Origin of the sequence: Microbacterium gorillae (assembly GCF_050990725.1) — a bacterium.
Lineage (GTDB): Bacteria > Actinomycetota > Actinomycetes > Actinomycetales > Microbacteriaceae > Microbacterium > Microbacterium gorillae_A.
The window spans coordinates 364,885-384,339 of record NZ_CP158844.1; the positions used below are offsets into that span (position 1 = coordinate 364,885).

Consider the following 19,455-nt stretch of genomic DNA (forward strand, 5'->3'; position numbering starts at 1 on the left):
GGATCGGCGAAACCGCCCATTCGGACGGTCTGTTCTCGAGGGGAGAGAATCCGTGAACACCCGATTCACACGGTCTGCACAAGACCATCGCGGAACGTCCGCGAAAACCGCCGCGGTGGCACGAGCGCTGCCGCAGCGCCACACATCGAAGACCTGGTTCGCCATTCTGGCCGTCCTCGGCATCTTCGCCAGCATGTTTGCCGGCGTCCTGATGACGAATACGCAGGCGAACGCCGCGGTGCCGCCGACGCCGGTAACGGCGCCGTTCGACGCACCCCTGTGTGAGAACACGACGGGCAATCCCGCTGTGGATGCCGACGGCGGGCCAGTCACGAATTTGCTCAGCGTGTTCGGCGAACGACTCAACGCCTACAACGCCGGCAACCCGGTCATCCTCTACAACAACAACGGCGCGAGCGGCTGGACAGCTAGCGGGTTGCAGTACACGGCAAACCCCGTCTGCATGGTTCGGTACGTCGCCGAAGTGGGGGGTCCGGTCTCATCGTGGTCTTACTGCACGTTCGACCGCGCATCAGCATGCTCATGGACGAACGCCGCTGGCCAGCTTGAGCGCCAAGGGTCGGTACGCCCGAGCCTGACCTATATGGCTCCGGATACGCGCCTCACGGCTGATCAGCACAAGCTGCAGGCCTACATCATTCAGAACGATCTGCCGGTCGCTGCCGGTCCCAACGGGTCGGGAGGCATCGTGCCTGCCGACACTGTCGCGAACAATGACACGCCGACTTCGCGTGCCCTGCGTCAGGATCTGGTGCACTGCATTGACAACCCTGATCGCTCGGTCGCCTTCTGCGATAGCAACATGAGCCCGGCCACGCAGGCCCGGATCCTGCAGATCATCAATGCCACCCCCGCGCAGCAGCTGAGCTCGAACGCACCAAGCACGGTCATCACCCCGGGTGCCACCGGTGAGATCACCGTGACGACCACTCTGGTCAACACGGCGTTGACGCTCACAGTCTCCGGAGGGGCTGTAACTGTCTGTGGCGGTCCGGCGACTCTCTCGGGCTCGACGCTGGTGGTGGACGCTGATGCGACTCTCCCTGCGCAGGTGACTCTGTGTGCAACACGTCCGGATGCCGGAACCGTAGACGTCTCGATCAGCGGCGTTCCACCGGTGGTGGAGAACGTGGGGTACGCGAAGAGTGGCCCGACCAGCGACACTCTGTGCCAGATCTTCTCGACATTCGAGGAGGAGCGTCAGGCACCTCTCGTCGTCGCGAGCACGGTGACCTTCGCAGACGCCATTCCCGCGATCGGAACCACGTTGGTGGACTCCGCCGATGGCGATCAGGTTCTCCCGTGGGAGGGCGGAACCGTTGTCGACACGGTGTCCTATACCGACCTGACCCCGGGTGTCACGTACACGGTGCAGGGCGAACTCATGCTCAAGTCCACCGGTGCAGGCACCGGCATCACGGGCACCACCACCTTCACGCCGACGGTGGCGAACGGCACGACGACCGTTTCTTTTGCTGTGCCGTCCGGCTACGCCGGTGAGGTGCTGGTGGCGTACGAGACGCTGTTCGATTCTGCGGATCTGACCACGGTCGTGGCAGAGCACGCCGACATCAACGATGCAGCGCAGACAGTGACGGTTTCGCCGGCACCGGCGATCGGCACCACACTGGTGGACGCTCTCGATGGCGACCACGTTCTGGCATGGGGCGGCGGCACGGTCGTCGACACCATCGCGTACCAGAACCTGACGCCCGGTGTGGAGTACACGGTGACCGGTGAGCTAATGCTGAAGTCGGATGGCTCGGCCACGGGCATCACCGCCACTGCCACCTTCACTCCTACCACCCCGGACGGCACGACGACCGTGTCGTTCACCGTGCCGTCCGGCTACGCCGGTGAGGTGCTGGTGGCGTACGAGACGCTGTTCGAGTCTTCCGATCTGACCACCCCGGTGGCGGAGCACACGGACATCAACGACGCGGCGCAGACCGTGTCCGTCGGTCAGCAGCCCACGCTCGGCACGATCGCGACGACCGACAATGTCGCTGACTCGAAGATCCTGCCGCTGACCGGGGGGACGATCACCGACACCGTCGACTACGCGAACCTGGACCCCAACGTGTGCACCGTTGACGGTTGCGAGAGCGAGTACGAGATCATCGGCGAGCTCATGTTCGTCGCTGCGGACGGGACTGTCTCGGCGACGGGCATCACGGGAACATCCGGCAGCTTTGTCGTCGACGACTCGAACACGTCCGGGTTGGTGACCGTGCCCTTTGTGGTGACGGCCGCGCAGGCCGGCGGTTTCGCGGGTGGGAAGCTCGTGGTGTACGAGACCGTGCACAAGTGGATCTACATCTTCGGTGTTCCCGTGCGCGAGGTCATCGCTGAGCACAAGGACATCAACGACGCTGACCAGACGGTGACTCTCGCGGGCCCGCCCGCGGTCGGCACGACGCTGGTGGATTCGGTTGACGGTGACCACGTTCTGGCATGGGACGGCGGGACGGTTGTCGACACGATCGCGTATGAGAACCTGACCCCCGGTACCGCGTATACGGTGACGGGCGAACTGGTGCTGCGTAGCGACGGTTCGTCGACGGGGATCACGGGTACTGCGACGTTCACGCCGACTTCGCCGAACGGCACCACAACGGTGACGTTCACCGTTCCCGCTGGCTTCGCCGGCGAGGCGCTCGTGGCCTACGAGACCCTGTTCGAGTCTGAGGATCTGGCCACGGTCGTGGCGGAGCACAAGGACCTCGCTGACGCGGCGCAGACCGTCACTGTCGACACGGAGCCCTTGGTTCCCGCGATCGGCACGACGCTGGTGGATTCGGTTGATGGCGACCACACTCTCTCGTACAACGGCGGGACGGTCGTCGACACGATCGCGTACCAGAACCTGATTCCGGGCGTGGAGTATACGGTGACCGGTGAGCTGATGCTCAAGGGTGACGGTTCCGCGGCGGGTATCACGGGAACGGTCACGTTCACGCCCACCGTGGCGAACGGCACGACGACCGTTTCGTTCACCGTTCCGTCCGGGTATGCCGGTGAGGTGCTCGTGGCGTACGAGACGCTGTTCGAGTCCAGTGATCTGACTACGGTGGTGGCGGAGCACAAGGACCTCAACGACGCTGCTCAGACGGTGACGGTTGAGGCGGCACCGCCCGCGATCGCGACGACGCTGGTGGATTCCGTCGACGGCGACCACACTCTCTCCTTCAGCGGCGGGACGGTCATCGACACGATCGCGTACCAGAACCTGATTCCGGGCGTGGAGTACACGGTGACCGGTGAGCTGATGCTCAAGGGCGACGGCACGGCCACGGGCATCACGGCGTCCGCGACGTTCACCCCGACTCTTCCGATCGGCACGACGACCGTGACATTCACTGTTCCTTCCGGCTACGCCGGTGAGGCGCTCGTGGCGTATGAGACGCTGTTCGAATCCAGCGATCTGACCACCGTGGTGGCGGAGCACAAGGACCTGAACGATGCTGCCCAGACGGTCACCGTGAGTGCGCAGCCCGCAATCGGCACGACGCTCGTCGATTCGGTCGATGGCGACCATGTCCTCGACTGGGAGGGCGGCACTGTTGTCGACACGATCGCGTACCAGAACCTGACCCCGGGCGTGGAATACACCGTGACCGGTGAGCTCATGCTGAAGTCCGATGGCACGTCGACCGGCATCACGGCATCCGCGACGTTCACGCCGACTCTCCCGATCGGAACCACCACGGTCACGTTCACGGTTCCCACCGGCTTCGCCGGTGAGGTGCTCGTGGCGTACGAGACCGTGTTCGAGTCTGCGGATCTGACCACGGTGGTGGCTGAGCACAAGGATCTGAACGATGCCGCTCAGACGGTGACGGTGACGTCGCAGCCGGCGATCGGTACGACGCTGGTGGACTCTGCCGATGACGACCACGTGCTCGGGTGGAACGGTGGCACGCTGATCGACACGATCGCGTACCAGAACCTCACTCCGGGTGTGGAGTACACCGTGACGGGTGAGCTGATGCTCAAGGGTGATGGCTCGGCGACGGGTATCACGGGCACGACCACGTTCACTCCGACGGAGGCGAACGGCACCACCACGGTGACGTTCGCGGTTCCGGTCGGTTTCGGTGGTGAGGTTCTCGTCGCCTACGAGGAGCTGTTCGAGTCTGCGGATCTGACCACGGTCGTGGCAGAGCACAAGGACATCAACGACGCTGCTCAGACCGTCACGGTCGACACACCTCCGGCGGTTGAAGAGCCCGCGATCGGTACCTCGCTCGTCGATTCCGCCGACGGCGACCACATCATCGGGTGGAACGGTGGCACCGTGATCGACACGATCGCGTACCAGAACCTGACCCCGGGAGTGGAGTACACCGTGACCGGTGAGCTCGTGCTCCAGGGTGACGGCAGCGCGACTGGTATCACGGGCACGACCACCTTCACGCCGACGTCGCCCGATGGATCAACCACGGTGACGTTCGAGGTTCCCATCGGGTTCGGCGGCCGCCTGCTGGTGGCGTACGAGGAGCTGTTCGAGTCTTCGGATCTGACCACGGCGGTGGCAGAGCACAAGGACCTCAACGATGCCGCTCAGACGATCACGGTGGAGAACTCGCGTGAGATCGACGAGCCGGCGATCGCGACGTCGCTGGTGGACTCGGCCGACAGCGACCATGTGCTCGGCTGGAACGGCGGAACGGTGATCGACACGATCGGCTTCATCAACCTCACCCCGGGTGTCGAGTACACCATCACGGGCGAGCTGATGATGAAGTCCGACGGATCGGCCACCGGCATCACCGGCACGACGGTGTTCACCCCGACCGAGCCGGACGGAACGACGACGGTGACCTTCGAGGTGCCGCCCGGGTTCGGCGGCGAAGCGCTCGTGGCGTACGAGACGCTGTTCGAGTCCTCGGATCTGACCACGGTGGTGGCGGAGCACAAGGACATCGATGACGCGGCTCAGACGGTGACGGTTCAGACGCCGCCGACGACCGAAGAGCCGGCGATCGGCACCTCGCTCGTGGATTCGGCTGATGGCGACCACGTCCTGGGATGGAATGGTGGCACGGTGATCGACACGATCGCGTACCAGAACCTGACGCCGGGCACCGAGTACACGGTGACGGGTGAGCTGATGCTGAAGGGCGACGGCACGGCGACCGGTATCACCGGCACGACCACGTTCACCCCGACCGAGGCGAACGGCACCACCACGGTGACGTTCACCGTTCCGTCTGGTTTCGGTGGCGAGGTTCTTGTGGCGTACGAGACGCTGTTCGAGTCTGCGGACCTGACCACCCCGGTGGCGGAGCACCAGGACATCGACGACGCGGCTCAGACCGTCACGGTGGACACGCCGCCGACGACTGAGGAGCCGGCGATCGGCACGTCCCTCGTGGATTCCGCTGATGGTGACCACGTGCTGCCCGCTGCGGGTGGTGTCGTCGTTGACACCGTGGCGTATGTGAACCTGACGCCGGGTGTGAAGTACACGATCACCGGTGAGCTGATGCTCAAGGGTGATGGCTCCGCGACGGGTGTCACCGGGACGGTGACGTTCACGCCGACGACGGCTGATGGTTCGGTTGAGGTGGAGTTCGCGGTTCCGGCCGGGTTTGCTGGTGAGGCTCTCGTGGCGTACGAGAAGCTGTTCGAGTCCAATGATCTGACCACCCCGGTGGCGGTGCACGAGGACATCAACGATGCGGCTCAGACCGTGACGGTGGAGCAGCCCACGAGCACGCCGACGCCGACCCCGACCCCGACGCCCACGACAACCCCGACGACGCCGACGACGCCGAGCACTCCGGGTATCCCGAGTGCGACGGTGACGCCGACGGGCCCGACGGGTCTGCCCACCACGGGTGCGAACGTGGGGCCGGCACCGCTCATCGGTGCGGTGGCTCTGCTGGGTATCGGAGCGTTCATCCTGATCGCACGACGCCGCGCGAACAGCCAGCGCTGACCGACACATGACATGACGGGCGTGCTCCTCTCGGGGAGCGCGCCCGTCATCGTTGCTGGACGATCAAGACCGCCCGTGAGCGATCCTCTCAGAGCTGTCGGAAGCTAGCTGAGCTTACGTAGACCCGCGAGCGTGGGAGCGAATCCGACCGCCTGGTAGAAACTGTCGTACTGCGGTTCGTAGTCGACATGGAGCCATTCGCACCCGGCTTCTCGTGCGATCGTCGTGAGGCGCCGCAGGAGTTCTGCGCCGATTCCGTGGCGCTGCACCTCGGGCAGCACCGCGGTGTCGAGGACGAACGCGTGCTTTCCTCCGTCCCAACATGCGTGCACGAATCCGCTGAGTCGGCCGTCGGCATAGGCGCAGACCCACCCGACACTGTGCGCGCTCAGGCGTGCGGACCACGGCGTGGTGTCACCGGAGGCGGTGCCACCGAAGGCAATGTCGATCAGGTAGCTGAGTTCGGCATCGTCGATCGGGCCGTTCTCGACGTACGTGATGTTCATCGGCCCACGATACCGAGCGCCCCGCGGCATCGCCCGCGCTAGCCCGGGACAGGTGATTGCGCGGGAGCCACCGCCGTAGAGATGGAGCAGCCCGCGTGCGAGGTGCCGTCGCCGGGCATACGCCACGTAGTCGTGTCCCTAAACCGCGTGCGCTCGCTTCTCGCTCCATGCGCGGACGTGGTGGATCATGGCGGACTTGGGATACGTCCCTTCGCGTGGTCCGATTTCGAAGAGGTCGATCATGAGGAAGAGAGGATAGTCGGGGGCCTGTGCGATGCGTCGCACGGTGCGGCCTTCGCATCCAATCGTTGTTTCGCCCTCGCCCCAGATGACGGTCCACGTGTGGGGCGAGGATGCGTTCACAGGGACCTCAACCTCGCTCATGTCCGTGGTGAGGTGCGGGTCGTGGTGTGCTTTGATGCCGGTGCGGGCCACGGTGGTTTCCCCGATGGCGTCGGCATCGATCTCGAAGATACAGATCTCGCCGGATTCGGCGGGGGATCGGTGTTCGGTTCCGACGAGCCAGGCCGCGACCATGCAGTTGGTGTCTCGGCTGGCGGAAACGGTGATCTCGACTCGCCCACGCGCCGGCGTGAACAGAAGCCTCTGTGGCATCTCTGTGCGGACATCGAGATCGACGCGGTGGCGATGTGTCCCGAGTCCGGAACCGACCGGCCCCGAATAGACCCCGGTCTGCAGGTTCGAGACACGCAAAGGCGCATCCTCGGGACGCCAGTCAGGCTGGTCAGAGTCGATCCGCAACTCGATTCCGCCAGCGACGACCTCATAGTGTGCTCGCGCCCGATCTGCGGTCGTCCACTGCGGCAGGTAGCTCGCAACCCATCGTTCCGGGTTCAGCCCTGCGCTGAAGTCGTCATCGAGATCCGGCTTGCGGTTCGGTGCCTCGGGAAGGCTCTCCGGTCTTGATGGCATGAGCAATGATCGCACGTGAGTCCAGCCGGTGCGCGGTCGAGGCGACGCAGAGGGCGACGTGATTGTCGCCTGCTGTTCGCGAAGCAACCGAGGTCTCAGCGCACAGCACGAAGGAGCGTCGCGTTGCGGAGGCGGATGAGGCGGCGGAGGTAGGGGACCAGTACCAGCCGTTCCGCCAGCACACCGAACACCGGGGAGGCGACGGTGATGGTGTCGGTCATGCGGCAGCCGTCCGGGGTGTCCTCGAACAGGTGCTCGTGCACAAACGAACGGAACGGCCCCGCCACCTGCTGATCCACAAACCTGTGCGGTTCATCGAGCGCCGTGATCTGTGAGGTCATTCGGAACCAGATCCCGAAGTGACGGGCGCGCCAGGTCACCGTCTCGTTCAGCCCGATGCGGCCCGAGCGGACTCCGTCGATCGCTGTCTCTCCCGAGTCTCGCATCGACTCGAGGTGCAGATCGATATCCAGCGATGCCGCGAACATCGCGCCCGCTGGCACTGGGCACTCCGTGACGAGGGTGAAGGCGGAGACCATGTGTCCATTCTCCGACGAGGAATGACCACGCCCCTGACGGCACCACTGGCGGCGCGGGGTCGCGGATCGATGATCCGCGACCCCGTTGGGCGTCAGCGGCGCGGGAAGCGCCACGCCACGATCACGCCGCCGGCGAGCACGATGCCGACGCACCACGCGATCGCCCACAGGGGCTGCAGCCCGGGATCGGTGCCCAGCAACAGCGCGCGAATCGCGTCCACGATGGGGGTCACCGGCTGTGCGGCAGCGACCGGAGCGAGCCAGGACGGCAGGGAGTCGATCGGAACGAACGCGTTCGACAGGTACGGCAGGAAGAGCACCGCGAAGCCGTATCCGTTCGCGGCTTCGGGGCTGGAGGCGAGGAGGCCGATCGCGGCGAACACCACGGTGACCGCGATGATCCACGCCAGCACGATCCCGACTACCGCAAGCCACTCCGCGGGCCCGGCGGACGGCCGGAATCCGAGCAGCAGCCCCACACCCAGCACGACGAGGGTGGCCACCAGGTTCCGCAGCACGCTCGCGACCACGTGGCCCACCAGGCATGCGGCCGCAACGGTCGGCAGTGTTCGGAAGCGCTGCATCGCCCCACCAGTGACGTCGCGATTCACGGACACTGCGACAGAAGCGGCACCATACCCGGAACAGAGCACGATGATCCCCGGGATGACGAAATCCAGGTAGCCCCCGCTGGGATCGATCGCGCCGCCGAACACGTACGTGAACATCAGCATCAACATCACCGGCAGGGCGATGGCGAGCACCAGACCCTCTCCATCGCGCAGACTGTGGCGCAGGCTCCTGCCGACGAACACCGCGCTCGCGGCGAGGGGGCCGCTGCCCGGATGAGCGGATCGGATGCGGTCCACAGCGATCGCGCTCATGCCGCCACCGCCTCGGGCCGCTGCTCGGTGAGCGCGAGGAACGCGTCGTCGAGCGTGGGACGACGAACGTCCACGCGCAGCTGGCGTTCCTCCGCGGACAGCCCGGCCAGCGCTGCAGCGAGGCCGCCGGCCGTGGCCGTCGCGGACAGCGTGCGCACCGTCTGGCCGGCGTCGTCGATGAGGGAGACCGTCTCCTCTCCCACCCGCGCCAGCAACTCCGGAACCGTGCCGTCCGCAACGATCCCGCCGTTCGCGATGATCGCGACGCGGTCGGCCAGCTGCTCGGCCTCGTCCAGCATCTGCGTGGTCATCAGCACGGTGCAGCCCTCCGAAGCGAGGGAGGCGACATCGTCCCAGATCTGCGCGCGGCTGGCAGGATCCAGTCCCGTCGTGGGCTCGTCCAGAAACAGCACGGCGGGCGTGCGCATGAGCGAGGCCGCAAGGTCCACGCGTCGGCGCATTCCGCCGGAGAAGTCGGCAACACGTCGATCTGCGGCGGCGGACAGATCGAACCGATCGAGCATCGCCACGGCGCGCTCCTGCGCCTGGCTGCGTCCGAGTCCAAGCAGACGACCGATCATGCCGAGGTTCTCGCGGGCGGTGAGCTGGTCATCCACGGACGCGTACTGACCTGTGGCGCCGATCATCCGACGCACCTGTGCCGCCTCTCGAACGACGTCGTGTCCGCAGATGCGGGCCGTGCCGGCGTCGGGGCGAAGCAGCGTGGTCAGGATCGAGACCAGCGTCGTCTTGCCGGCGCCGTTGGGGCCGAGCAGGGCGAAGATGCCGCCGTTGATCTCCAGGTTCAGCTTGTCAAGCACGGTGCGCTCGCCGAAGCTCTTGCGAAGTTGACGGACTTCGATGATCGCCGTCATGGCTCCTCCTTCTGTGTTTGTTATAAACAGTATGCCCAATAAACAGTATGATGACGGGAGTGTCAAGTGCCCGGCGTCGAATACCGTGGGGAGTGGAGGTGGAGATGACAGATTCGGAGATCTCACGCACGGTGGCGCTCGCGTGGGGGCTCGCGGCCGCTCCGCAGCGCGGCCCCAAGCGGGAGCTGTCACTGGAGCGGATCGTCGAGGCGGCGGTGGCCATCGCCGATGCCGAAGGGCTGGCGGCCGTCACCATGGCGCGCGTGGCGCAGACGTTCGAGTTCACCACGATGGCGCTCTACCGCTACGTCGCCACAAAGGACGAGCTCTATCGTCTGATGCTCGACGCCGCGATTGTCTCGCACGACACCGCCCTGGAGGCGGACGACTGGAGAGAGGGACTCCGCGGCTTCCTGATCGAGCTACTGGATGCGTATCGCGTCCATCCGTGGATGCTGGAGACGCCGCTGTCCCCCGAGATCCATCTGATGCCGGGTCAGCTCCAGGTGGCGGATCGTGGGCTGCGGGCGATGCGAACGCTGCCGGCGCCCGATGAGGCGAAGCTCGCCGTGCTCATGCTGCTGTCCGCGTTCGCCCGTGGTCATGCCTCGGTGGAGCGGGAGGTCCTGCACGGCGACCCGGTGCCGCCGGAGACACGCGCGCTTCTGGTGGAGGCGGCCACGGCCGCACGATTCCCGGACGCGGTGGCCTTCGTGCGCAGCGGGGTGTACTTCGGGGATCCGGAACCCGGGGATCCCGAAAGCGCCATCACGGAGTTCCGCGAGTTCGCCGCAGGCGCGTTGCTCGCCGGTCTCGAGGCTTTCTTCGGCGCCGCGGACGGTGGGACGCCCCCGCCCACCGTTGAGCTGAGCGCACAGGAGGCGTTCGAGGTTGCCGAGGCTGAACTGCACGCAGCCACGCTGCTGCGCAAAGCCGCGCAGCAGCGGGTGCGCGATGCGGAGCGCGCGGAGAACGCGGCTCGGAAGGTGCGGGATCGGGCGAAGGAGCTCGCGAAGGCGGATCAGAAGCAGCGCGCCCGCGACACGGTGTGAATCACTGACACGACGAAGGTCCGCGCTCTCACCAGGGCGCGGACCTTCGTCGCATCTGAGTCAGGCCGTATGACCGGCGTCGGCCAGCAGCGTGCTGCCGGTCATCACGAGCGACAGGTCGCTGACGCAGAACAGCACCACGCGTGCGATGTCGTCCGGGGTGCCGTGGCGTCCGATGAGCTTCGGCTGCATGATGCTCAGCGGGTCCATGCCGGCGGGCAGGGACGCGGCTGCTGCGGCGACGTTGCCCTCGGTCGGTACGAACGACGGCGCGACCCCGAGCACGCGGATACCGCGGGGTGCCAGCTCGATCGCGAGCTGTTTCGTGAGGCCCCGGGCAGCGTGCTTCGAGCCGACGTAGGCTGCGAGGCCCGGCGCGGTTCCCTCGAACCCTGCCGTGGACACGATGTTGATGATCACGCCGCCGTCCACCATCCGCCGCGCCGACTCGCGTGCGCCGAGGAAGACGCCGCGGGCGTTCACAGCGAACACGTCGTCCCACTGCTCCAAGGTCATCTCCGTAACGGGGATGCTGGGGAAGACGCCGGCGTTGTTCACCCAGACATCCAGGCCTCCCCACTCGGCCACCACATCGTCGGCACCCGCCGAGATGCTTGCGACGGAGGTGACGTCCATGCCCACGCCGAGCGTCGGGACGCCGTGAGCGGCGGCGATCCGATCCGCGGCCTCACGGGCGCGCGAGAGGTCGAGATCAGCGACTGCGACCGCGGCGCCCGCCTCCGCCAGACGCAGGGCGATCGCGTATCCGAGTCCCTGCGCGGCTCCGGTTACCAGCGTGCGGCGGCCGCGCAGCGACAGCAGATCGGCGAGGGGAGCATCCGAGACGTCGGGAAAGGGGAAGGTCACGCGTCCACCTCCGCGGTAACCGCGTTGCGCTGGGCCACCTCGCCCAACCACGCGAGGCTGGGCTTCGGAGTGCGCACGAAGGTCTCCCGGTCCACGGCGATGAGGCCGAATGTGGGCTCCCAGTGACCCCACTCGAAGTTGTCCAGCAGCGACCAGTGCAGGTAGCCGCGCACGTCGATGCCCTCCGCCATCACAGCCTGCAGCCCGCGCAGTGCCTCGTCGGTGTAGCGGATGCGCTGAGTGTCATCCGCCGTGGCGATGCCGTTCTCCGTGACCAGCACCGGGACGCCGAGCGTGGTCTCCCACGCGTGCGACACGGCCATCGCGAGCGCATCGGGTCGGAACGCCGTGCCCACCAGCGTGTTGTCGGGATGCGGCGGGTGCGGAACGAGACCCTTCGCGTCGACCTCCTGGCTGGAGTACGCCTGCACACCCACGAAGTCATCGCCGCGGCTGCCCTCCCAGTAGACGTCCTCCTTGCCGTAGCGGATCTCGCGCAACTTCTCCTCGCCGCCCGGTGCCGCCGTGAGCGCGCCTGCGGCGATCGTCCAGCCGACCTTCGCGTTCGTTCGAGCGCGCAGGATGTCTCGCGCGGCGCGGTGGATCGCCGTGAACGTGCGCCCGATCTCGGGATCCGCGTAGGTGAGGAACTCGCTGTGCGTCTGCTGCTCGCCATCGCCCTCCACGGTGGGGCTCTGCCACTGGCCGCCCGCCGCCTGCTGCATCCGCCGCATCGCCGTCATGATCGCGGCCTGCATGTTGGGCTCGTTCATCGTGACGACCCACTCGACCCCATCGAGAATCGTGGTGGTCTCCGTGACATAGCGCGAGAACAGCTCGGAGGCATCGGGTGCCAACCATCCGCCGCGCTCGGCGAACCACTGTGGCGTCGTGAAGTGCTGCAGCGTGACCACGGGTGTGACCCCGCGGCTCAGGCACGCGTCGATCATGCGTCGGTAGTGTGCCAGCTCGGCTCGCGAGAACCGGCCGGGTACGGGCTCGATGCGCGACCACTCCAGGCTGAAGCGGTAGGACGTGAGCCCGGCGTCCGCGAGGAGCGCGATGTCCTCGTCGTAGCGGTGGTAGCTGTCGCAGGCGTCGCCGGAGGGCTCCATCCCGGGCATCGTGAGTTCCCGAGCCCACCAGTCGCTGTTGACGTTGTTGCCCTCGATCTGGTGGCCGGCGGTCGCGGCTCCCCAGAGGAAGCCGTCGGGGAAAGTTGTCATCGGTGTGTCCTTCATCGTTGCGGAGCGGTAGCGGGAAGTGCGGTGAAGCGGTGCGTGCCGGGTCCGGTGTCCTGCGTCGTGCCGTCGGGCAGCAGGATGTGTGCTGTCGTCAGCGGGGGAATCGTGACGTCGAGCACGAACGCGTCCTCGTCCTGTGTCCACGAGACCTCGATGCGGCCGCGCGGACCATCGTGGTGACCTCGAGCCCAGGTGATGTCGGGGCCCGGCGTCGGCGCGATCACGATGTGCTCCCACCCGACGGAATCCTGCTGCTGACGCAGGCCCAGCACGTGGGTGTGAAGGAAGCGGATCACCGCCCCCTTGCTGTAGTGGTTCAGCGAAGCGTGGGCATCGCCGTTCTCGTCGATGCCGTGCCAGTCCTCCCAGATGGTGGTGGCGCCCCGATCGATCATCGTGAGCCAGGAGGGTTCGCTGCGCTGAAAGAGCAGATCGAACGCGACATCGGCGCGACCGTGGTCGGTGAGCACGGGAAGCAGATCTCCGGTGGCGAGGAATCCGGTGCCGAGGTGATCTCCCGCCTCACGGATGAGCTGCACCAGTCGGTCGATCGCGGCCGCGCGGAGATCGTCCGGAATGAGACCGAACGCCAGTGCACGAACGTACGCGGCCTGCGTGTCCTGGGTCGTGGTTCCGTCCGGACGCAGATAGGCCGCGCGCCACGCGGCCAGCACACGATCCGCCAGTTCGGCGTATCGCAGCTCCTCCTCCGGCTTGTCGAGGATTCCTGCGATACGGGCCAGCGTGTGTGCGGAGCGGTGGAAGTAGGCGGTTCCCACCTCTCCCTTGTCCGCCATGAACCAGACCATCGGGTTGTCGGAGATCGGATTGATGCGCTTGCCGTCGGCATCGCGCTGCTGCGGCTCCGTCCACTCGCCCCAGTGGAACGTGCCATCCCAGAGGTAGCGTTCGAACCGCTCGGCCTCCGGCGACGCCTGCTGGCGCGCGTGGTGGCGGGTGGTGGCCGCCTTCTCCTCGACCCAGCTCACCCAGCGGGTCATTGCGTCCCAGTTCTCAGCGAGCACCCGCGTGTCGCCGTAGCTGGCGTACAGCTCCCACGGCACGGCGACGATCGCGTCGCCCCACCCGGAAGAGCCCGTCATCATCGCGAACTGATCGTCGAGATGATGCTTGATGCGTCGTCCGTCGGGGGAGAAGTTGGTGATGCGGCCGTCATCGAGCTGGTCGTCACGCACGGACTGGAGCCACTTCCGGCTGAAGCCCAGCACGTCGTACAGGCGCGTGGCCGTGGGGGCGAACACCTGGTAGTCACCGGTCCAGGCGAGCCGTTCGCGCGTGGGGCAATCGGTGGGGACGTCCACGGCATTGCCGCGGAAGCTCCAGTCGGCGATCTCATGCAGGCGGTTCAGGTCCGCGTTGCTGCTGGCGAAGGAGCCGGTGCGCTCGAGGTCCGTGTTCACCACCTGCATCACGGCGCTGTCCGGGTCGAACGGCGCGTCCGTACGCGTGATGCGGGCGTAGCGGAAGCCGTGCACGGTGTGACGCGGTTCGAAGACCTCACCCGCGGCACCGGATGACACGACCTCGTCGTGCTGGACGAACGTCTTCGCGGGCTCGCCCGGGCGCTCGGAATCGAGGTGCGTGGTGGAGAGGTCCCCGTCGGCGCCGAGGTACTCGCCGAAGTCGATCGTGGTGAGCGTTCCGCGCTCGCCGAGCTCGGTGAGACGCACCCAGCCCGAGGCGTTCTGACCGAAGTCGAGCACCCAGACGCCGGGACGCGGCCGGGTGACGGCGACGGCGGCGCGCGTCTCGGTGACCCGCACCGGCGGAGCGGGGGACCAGCCGATCGGCGGTGCCGACACACGGTCCACGAGAACCGGAGAGGATTCCGCGATCGCCGCGGTGAAGTCGGTGCGCTGGCCCTCCATCAGATCAGCAGCGACGATCTGCGATTCCCGACTCTGCCAGGATTCGTCGGTCCGGATGATCTGCGTCGTCCCGTCGGTGAGGCGCAGGTGCAGTTCCGCCCGGAACGCCAGGGCGTCTCCCCACTGCGCCGGGATCCGGAAGGCACCGACCTGTCCGCGGTACCAGCCGTCGGACAGCTCGATCTCGATCCGGTTCTCGCCCGTCGCGACAAGAGCGGTCACGTCCGTGGCCTGCGCGTAGACGGAGCAGTCGTAGGAGGTGGATCCCGGAGCCAGCTCAACGGTGCCGACGCGTCGGTCGTTGAGGGTGGCCGTGTAGACGCCGAGCGCCGTGGAGTACAGGCGCGCCTCGCGCACCGGGCCGCGGACCTCAAAGGTTGCGGAGAGCACGTGTGCGGGCCGGTGGCCCGGCTGCGTCTCCCCGCTCTCGACGGGGGTGATCCAGCGGGCACGCCAGTCCTGATCCTGGAGCCCTGCCTCGAACGATGCCCACGCGGACCAGGGAGAGTCCGGAATCGCGACGCGCACGCGCCAGCGCACATGGTCGCCGCTGCCGAGCGGTGCTGTCGGCCACGCCAGGTGCAGCCCCGTTACGGCGACTATTTCGGATGCCCGGTCCGCGATGACGAGTTCGACCTCGAAGGCGTTCGTCTCGGCGTCGGCGGGTCGCCACGACAGTCGTGGTGTCGCGGTCGTGACGGCGAATCCGTCGCCGCCCGCATCGGTGCGGAGGTTGTCAGGCGCGGAGGTCATCGAACGGCCTTCACCTTCAGGAACACGATCAGCCCGCCCACGAGCGCGAAGGCGGCACCGACGAGGTAGAGCAGCGTGTAGTTCTTCACGTCCGCCACTGCGCCGATCGTGATCACGACGGAGGCGAGCAGCGGGGCCACGGCGCTCGGGATCTTCTGAGCGAAGGCCACGATGGCCATGTAGCGTCCCGTCTCGCTGCGGTCCGGGATGATCGCGAAGATGATCGCCTGGTCCACGGTCGCGAACACTGCGATGGCCAGCTGCATCAGCACCGCGCCCGTGATGAGCTGCGGCAGCGACCAGGCCGTCGCCTCGGCGAGAGCACCACCGACGAACAGCAGGGCGGCGATCATCACGAACAGGCGCCGGCGCTTCAGCTTGTCGGAGAGGAAGCCGCCGAGCAGCGCGCCACCGGCGGCGGCCACGACGCCCAGCATGCCGATCGTGGCGACGACGCCGGCGACCTCCTTGACGGGCAGATCCAGACGCTGCGCGTAGAAGAACGTGCCGAAGGTGGTGTTGAAGTACAGGCCGATGAAGAAGATGAAGCGGCCCAGCCAGTTCCAGGCGAAGTCGGGGTACTTGCGGACGTTGAAGCCGTAGCCGGCGAACACGGCGCGTGCCGTGACGCGCTCGCCCTGCGGCAGGTCGCGGGAGCTGCCTTCCGGCTTGATGAGCGGGAACAGGGCGAGCAGCACCGCACCGATGATGCCGGGCACCACGAACACGAGCATCGTGTTGGAGGAGACGGCGTAGGCCACGCCGATGCCCAGCACCGGGGCGATCTGCGTCATCAGGCCGGTGAGGGCGGACACCTTGCCGCGCTGTTGCTCGGGCAGCTTGTCCGCCTGGATGTTCTGGATCGCGGCACCGGAGATCGACCAGCCCGACATGCCCAGCACCCAGCCGGCGCCGACGATCAGCAGGTTGGGTGCGAGGCCCATGATCACGAGCCCCACGAGCCCGATGGCCGTACCGAGGAAGATGAACGGGGTCCGTCGTCCCCACCGCGAGCGCACGCGATCGCTCCACATACCCACCAGCGGACTGATCACCAGGAAGACGGCCTGTGCCGTGCCGGTGATGTATCCCAGGACCTCTTCGTGCCCCGGCGCGAGCTCACTGATCCGCACCGCGATGCCGTACGACAGCGGCACCATCATCGCCATGGAAGCGCCGAAGCTGGCCAGCATGAGCCAGAAGATGTACGAGCCGCTGACGCGTGTCTCGGGTTCGGCGATCGCGCTCCCCGGGGCGCTGTTCGCGATCTGCGCCGGGTCGGCGGACTGGGCCGGTGGCTGTTCGATGCTCACCATGACTCCTTTATCGGGTGGTAGGTCGGCCTGGGGCGACGGGTGGAGCGCCCCGCATCGCCGCGGGTTGCAAACCGTAACCATCGTGGTCACTTTTCCAAACTGTAACCAAAGCGGTTAGAGTTGGCAAGATCCGATGTGAGCGACAGGGGAGGGCGATGAGCGAGCAGACCGCTACGAAGCGACGAGGACCCTATGCGGGAACGGCGGCTCGGCGGGCCGAGATTGTGCGTGCCGCGCTTGCCGGCTTCGCCGAGCACGGGTACGAGCGCTCGTCGCTGCGGGATATCGCGGCTCGCGCGGGGGTGACGCACGCGGCGCTGCTGCGTCATTTCGCGACGAAGGAGGACCTCCTGCTGGCGGCGCTCGCGCAGCGCGATGCCGACGACGAAGAGCTCGCGCACCGCATCATGCTCTCGAAGGTCTCGGCCGAGCGCGTGCTCTCGACGGTGCTTGCCGATGAGTTCGCGCATCCCGACCACCAGCGCAACTGGCTGGCGATCACCATCGCCGCCACGAATCCCGAGCACCCCGCCCATGACTTCTTCATGGCCCGCCGCCTGCGGATGCGCAAGTACTTCAACGGCGGACGGCTGGCACTGGGCGATGACGATGAGGAACTGTCGGCGGATGACAAGGTCACGCTGGTGCTCGCCATGATCGACGGCCTGCGCATCCAGGCGCTGCTGGATCCGGGCCAGCCCGTGCTGGCGCTGCTCGAGCGGTTCGTGCGTCTCGTCTCCACCGCGGAGGACTGAGATACGAGAGGGCGCGATTCCGGTTGCCGGAATCGCGCCCTCGTTGTGGCCTGTCTCCTACGAGTGGCGGGTGAGCCGCCCGTCCTTCATGTGCAGCATCGTGTGCAGATGCGGCGTGAGACTCAGGTCGTGCGTGACCAGCAGGGTCGCAATGGAGCTCCCCGTGGTCAGCTCCACCAGCAGCTCCATGATCTGCTGGCTGCGCTCGCTGTCCAGCGCGCTGGTGGGTTCGTCCACGATGAGCACGCTCGGGTCATTCGTGAGTGCGCGCGCGATGTTGACCCGCTGGCGCTGACCGCCCGAGAGCTGGTGCGGGCGCTTGTGGCGGTGATCGGCCAGCCCCACGCGATCGAGCAGCTCGTCAGCGCGGGCTGCCACCGCGGTCTTCGAGGTTCGGCTGCCACCGAGCTCGTTCATGACGGTCAGCTGCTCGCGCGCGGTGAGGGAGGGCAGCAGGTTGGACTGCTGGAAGATGAGCCCGATCCGCTCGCGGCGCAGCTGGGCGGCACCGGCGAGATCCAGCGTGGAGGTGTCAACGTCGTCGATGATCACCGTCCCGCTGTCCGGACGGATGAGCGTGGCGGCGACGGCCAGGAGGCTCGACTTCCCGGATCCCGAGGGACCGGTGAGGCCGGTGATCGTGCCGGGACGCACGGTGAGACTGACGTCGTCGACGGCGCGGATGCGGGTTGCGCCATCGGGGAACGTGAGGGTGACGGAATCGAGGGTGATCATCGGTTGCTCCCGAGGGCGGTGAGGGGGTCGGCGGTGGTGACGGCCCGCAGCGAGAACATCGCGCCGGCGAGGCCGACGACGATCATCAGCGCCGCGGGGAGGAGAGTTGTCAGCGGGCTCAGGATGAACGGCATGCGTCCCTGCAGCGCGAGCCCAGCGGCGGTCACGATCGCGAGGCCCAGCCCGGTGCCGATCACCAGCACCACGAGGGCCTGGCCCAGCGCGTCCAGACGGACGGAGCGGTTCGTCGCCCCCAGCGCCTTCAGGATCGCGACGTCGCCGCGCCGCTGCATCGACCACACCGTGAAGAACGCGCCGATCACCAGAGCGGAGATGCCGAACAGCAGTCCCACGATCAGCAGCAGTGAGCCGATCTCGGAGCGGAACGCCGGCAGGTTCATCAGGGCCGACAGCGGGGCGGCCGTGACGGTGCCCGTGTCGGCGTCCAGCGCGGCGGCATCGGGTGAGCCGGTGACGAGCAGCGCCGTGGCATGCGCATCGGGCACGCCCATCCGGGCGCTCACGGCCTGCCAGTCCGCCAGTGTCGTGTGGATCACCGGGGTGTGGCTGTACCAGTCGTCGCCGGCGACGCGTTCCACCGTGTAGTCCTCGCCGACGAGGGTGATCGTGTCGCCGGCGTTCGCCTGCAGGGCGCTCGCCGCGCCCTCCGAGAGCACCACCTCCCCGTCGGTGGAGGGCTCCGCGTCGCCCGTGACGCCACCGAACAGCGTCACACCCTCGCGATGATCCGGGCTCTGCGCGCGCACCTGGCTGATGCCGATCGGCGTCACGGAATCGGCGCCGGCGGCGTTCGTCCATGCATCGGCCTGCTCCGGGGTGATGGAGGAATCCGACAGGGTGGGTGTGGCATCGGCGGCCGACGGCGCCAGCACGATCCGGTCCGCCGGCAGCGCCAGCACTCCCGACACGTTCTGCCAGGCGAGTCCGCCGGTGAGGCCGGAGAGGAAGCCGACGAGCACGCTGACGAGCACGACGACGACGGTGATGAGGGCGAAGCGTCCTCGAGCGAAGCGCAGATCGCGCCAGGCGACGAACATGAGGGATCCTTCCGATCGAATGACCCCACTCTCGTCGCGATCCTCGCCGTCGACATCGGCTGACGGATCGGTCCTCTCCAGCCG

Annotated in this window: 14 protein-coding genes; 3 read left to right on the top strand and 11 right to left on the bottom strand. The window is 67.1% G+C overall.

Features of this window, described 5'->3' with window-relative positions:
• Positions 1–52: 52 nt before the first annotated feature.
• Positions 53–5,965, top strand: coding sequence for a VaFE repeat-containing surface-anchored protein (locus tag ABTV68_RS01650; RefSeq protein ID WP_433675880.1), 5,913 nt, complete (start codon positions 53–55; stop codon positions 5,963–5,965).
• A gap of 104 nt (positions 5,966–6,069) precedes the next feature.
• Here the strand turns inward: ABTV68_RS01650 and ABTV68_RS01655 are convergent, their stop codons facing one another.
• The 5 genes from ABTV68_RS01655 to ABTV68_RS01675 all read right to left on the bottom strand — a co-directional run bounded on the left by ABTV68_RS01655 (position 6,070) and on the right by ABTV68_RS01675 (position 9,702).
• Complete coding sequence (locus ABTV68_RS01655; protein ID WP_433675881.1) at positions 6,070–6,471, bottom strand: GNAT family N-acetyltransferase; 402 nt, start codon at positions 6,469–6,471, stop codon at positions 6,070–6,072.
• Positions 6,472–6,609: 138 nt separating this feature from the next.
• Positions 6,610–7,404 (bottom strand): hypothetical protein, encoded by a 795-nt coding sequence (locus ABTV68_RS01660; RefSeq protein ID WP_433675882.1) that lies wholly within the window; start codon positions 7,402–7,404, stop codon positions 6,610–6,612.
• A 95-nt stretch (positions 7,405–7,499) separates the two neighbouring features.
• Positions 7,500–7,943, bottom strand: coding sequence for an SRPBCC family protein (locus ABTV68_RS01665; protein WP_433675883.1), 444 nt, complete (start codon positions 7,941–7,943; stop codon positions 7,500–7,502).
• A 92-nt stretch (positions 7,944–8,035) separates the two neighbouring features.
• Entirely contained in the window at positions 8,036–8,827 is a 792-nt protein-coding gene (locus ABTV68_RS01670; RefSeq protein WP_433675884.1) for an ABC transporter permease, read from the bottom strand.
• Positions 8,824–9,702, bottom strand: coding sequence for an ABC transporter ATP-binding protein (locus tag ABTV68_RS01675; RefSeq protein WP_433675885.1), 879 nt, complete (start codon positions 9,700–9,702; stop codon positions 8,824–8,826). Before ABTV68_RS01675 ends, ABTV68_RS01670 begins: the two co-directional genes overlap by 4 nt.
• Positions 9,703–9,806: 104 nt before the next feature.
• Between ABTV68_RS01675 and ABTV68_RS01680 the strand changes: the two genes are divergently transcribed.
• Complete coding sequence (locus tag ABTV68_RS01680; RefSeq protein WP_433675886.1) at positions 9,807–10,754, top strand: TetR/AcrR family transcriptional regulator; 948 nt, start codon at positions 9,807–9,809, stop codon at positions 10,752–10,754.
• 60 nt (positions 10,755–10,814) lie between these two features.
• On the opposite strand, the gene ABTV68_RS01685 is transcribed toward ABTV68_RS01680, so the two are convergent.
• The 4 genes from ABTV68_RS01685 to ABTV68_RS01700 are packed head-to-tail and all read right to left on the bottom strand — an operon-like array spanning position 10,815 to position 16,820.
• On the bottom strand, positions 10,815–11,621 hold the full coding sequence (locus tag ABTV68_RS01685; protein ID WP_433675887.1) for an SDR family NAD(P)-dependent oxidoreductase: 807 nt from the start codon (positions 11,619–11,621) through the stop codon (positions 10,815–10,817).
• Entirely contained in the window at positions 11,618–12,847 is a 1,230-nt protein-coding gene (locus tag ABTV68_RS01690) for a glycoside hydrolase family 1 protein (protein ID WP_433675888.1), read from the bottom strand. The genes ABTV68_RS01685 and ABTV68_RS01690 overlap by 4 nt, the downstream gene beginning before the upstream one ends.
• 11 nt (positions 12,848–12,858) lie before the next feature.
• Positions 12,859–15,507, bottom strand: coding sequence for a family 78 glycoside hydrolase catalytic domain (locus tag ABTV68_RS01695; protein ID WP_433675889.1), 2,649 nt, complete (start codon positions 15,505–15,507; stop codon positions 12,859–12,861).
• Complete coding sequence (locus tag ABTV68_RS01700; protein WP_433675890.1) at positions 15,504–16,820, bottom strand: MFS transporter; 1,317 nt, start codon at positions 16,818–16,820, stop codon at positions 15,504–15,506. Before ABTV68_RS01700 ends, ABTV68_RS01695 begins: the two co-directional genes overlap by 4 nt.
• A 158-nt stretch (positions 16,821–16,978) precedes the next feature.
• Between ABTV68_RS01700 and ABTV68_RS01705 the strand changes: the two genes are divergently transcribed.
• Complete coding sequence (locus ABTV68_RS01705) at positions 16,979–17,578, top strand: TetR/AcrR family transcriptional regulator (protein WP_433675891.1); 600 nt, start codon at positions 16,979–16,981, stop codon at positions 17,576–17,578.
• Between the two features lie 57 nt (positions 17,579–17,635).
• On the opposite strand, the gene ABTV68_RS01710 is transcribed toward ABTV68_RS01705, so the two are convergent.
• Together ABTV68_RS01710 and ABTV68_RS01715 are read right to left on the bottom strand one after the other, a co-directional pair.
• Complete coding sequence (locus ABTV68_RS01710) at positions 17,636–18,313, bottom strand: ABC transporter ATP-binding protein (RefSeq protein ID WP_433675892.1); 678 nt, start codon at positions 18,311–18,313, stop codon at positions 17,636–17,638.
• Positions 18,310–19,371 carry an ABC transporter permease gene (locus ABTV68_RS01715; protein ID WP_433675893.1) on the bottom strand — a complete coding sequence of 354 codons (1,062 nt, stop codon included), beginning with the start codon at positions 19,369–19,371 and terminating at the stop codon, positions 18,310–18,312. The genes ABTV68_RS01710 and ABTV68_RS01715 overlap by 4 nt, the downstream gene beginning before the upstream one ends.
• Positions 19,372–19,455: the final 84 nt, after the last annotated feature.

Bases quoted from the DNA above. Each gene is read 5' to 3' on its own strand.
- ABTV68_RS01705 (WP_433675891.1), top strand. From the start codon at position 16,979: ATGAGCGAGCAGACCGCTACGAAGCGACGAGGACCCTATGCGGGAACG.
- ABTV68_RS01665 (WP_433675883.1), bottom strand. From the start codon at position 7,943: ATGGTCTCCGCCTTCACCCTCGTCACGGAGTGCCCAGTGCCAGCGGGC.
- ABTV68_RS01655 (WP_433675881.1), bottom strand. From the start codon at position 6,471: ATGAACATCACGTACGTCGAGAACGGCCCGATCGACGATGCCGAACTC.
- ABTV68_RS01680 (WP_433675886.1), top strand. From the start codon at position 9,807: ATGACAGATTCGGAGATCTCACGCACGGTGGCGCTCGCGTGGGGGCTC.
- ABTV68_RS01715 (WP_433675893.1), bottom strand. From the start codon at position 19,371: ATGTTCGTCGCCTGGCGCGATCTGCGCTTCGCTCGAGGACGCTTCGCC.
- ABTV68_RS01695 (WP_433675889.1), bottom strand. From the start codon at position 15,507: ATGACCTCCGCGCCTGACAACCTCCGCACCGATGCGGGCGGCGACGGA.
- ABTV68_RS01670 (WP_433675884.1), bottom strand. From the start codon at position 8,827: ATGAGCGCGATCGCTGTGGACCGCATCCGATCCGCTCATCCGGGCAGC.
- ABTV68_RS01660 (WP_433675882.1), bottom strand. From the start codon at position 7,404: ATGCCATCAAGACCGGAGAGCCTTCCCGAGGCACCGAACCGCAAGCCG.
- ABTV68_RS01675 (WP_433675885.1), bottom strand. From the start codon at position 9,702: ATGACGGCGATCATCGAAGTCCGTCAACTTCGCAAGAGCTTCGGCGAG.
- ABTV68_RS01710 (WP_433675892.1), bottom strand. From the start codon at position 18,313: ATGATCACCCTCGATTCCGTCACCCTCACGTTCCCCGATGGCGCAACC.
- ABTV68_RS01690 (WP_433675888.1), bottom strand. From the start codon at position 12,847: ATGACAACTTTCCCCGACGGCTTCCTCTGGGGAGCCGCGACCGCCGGC.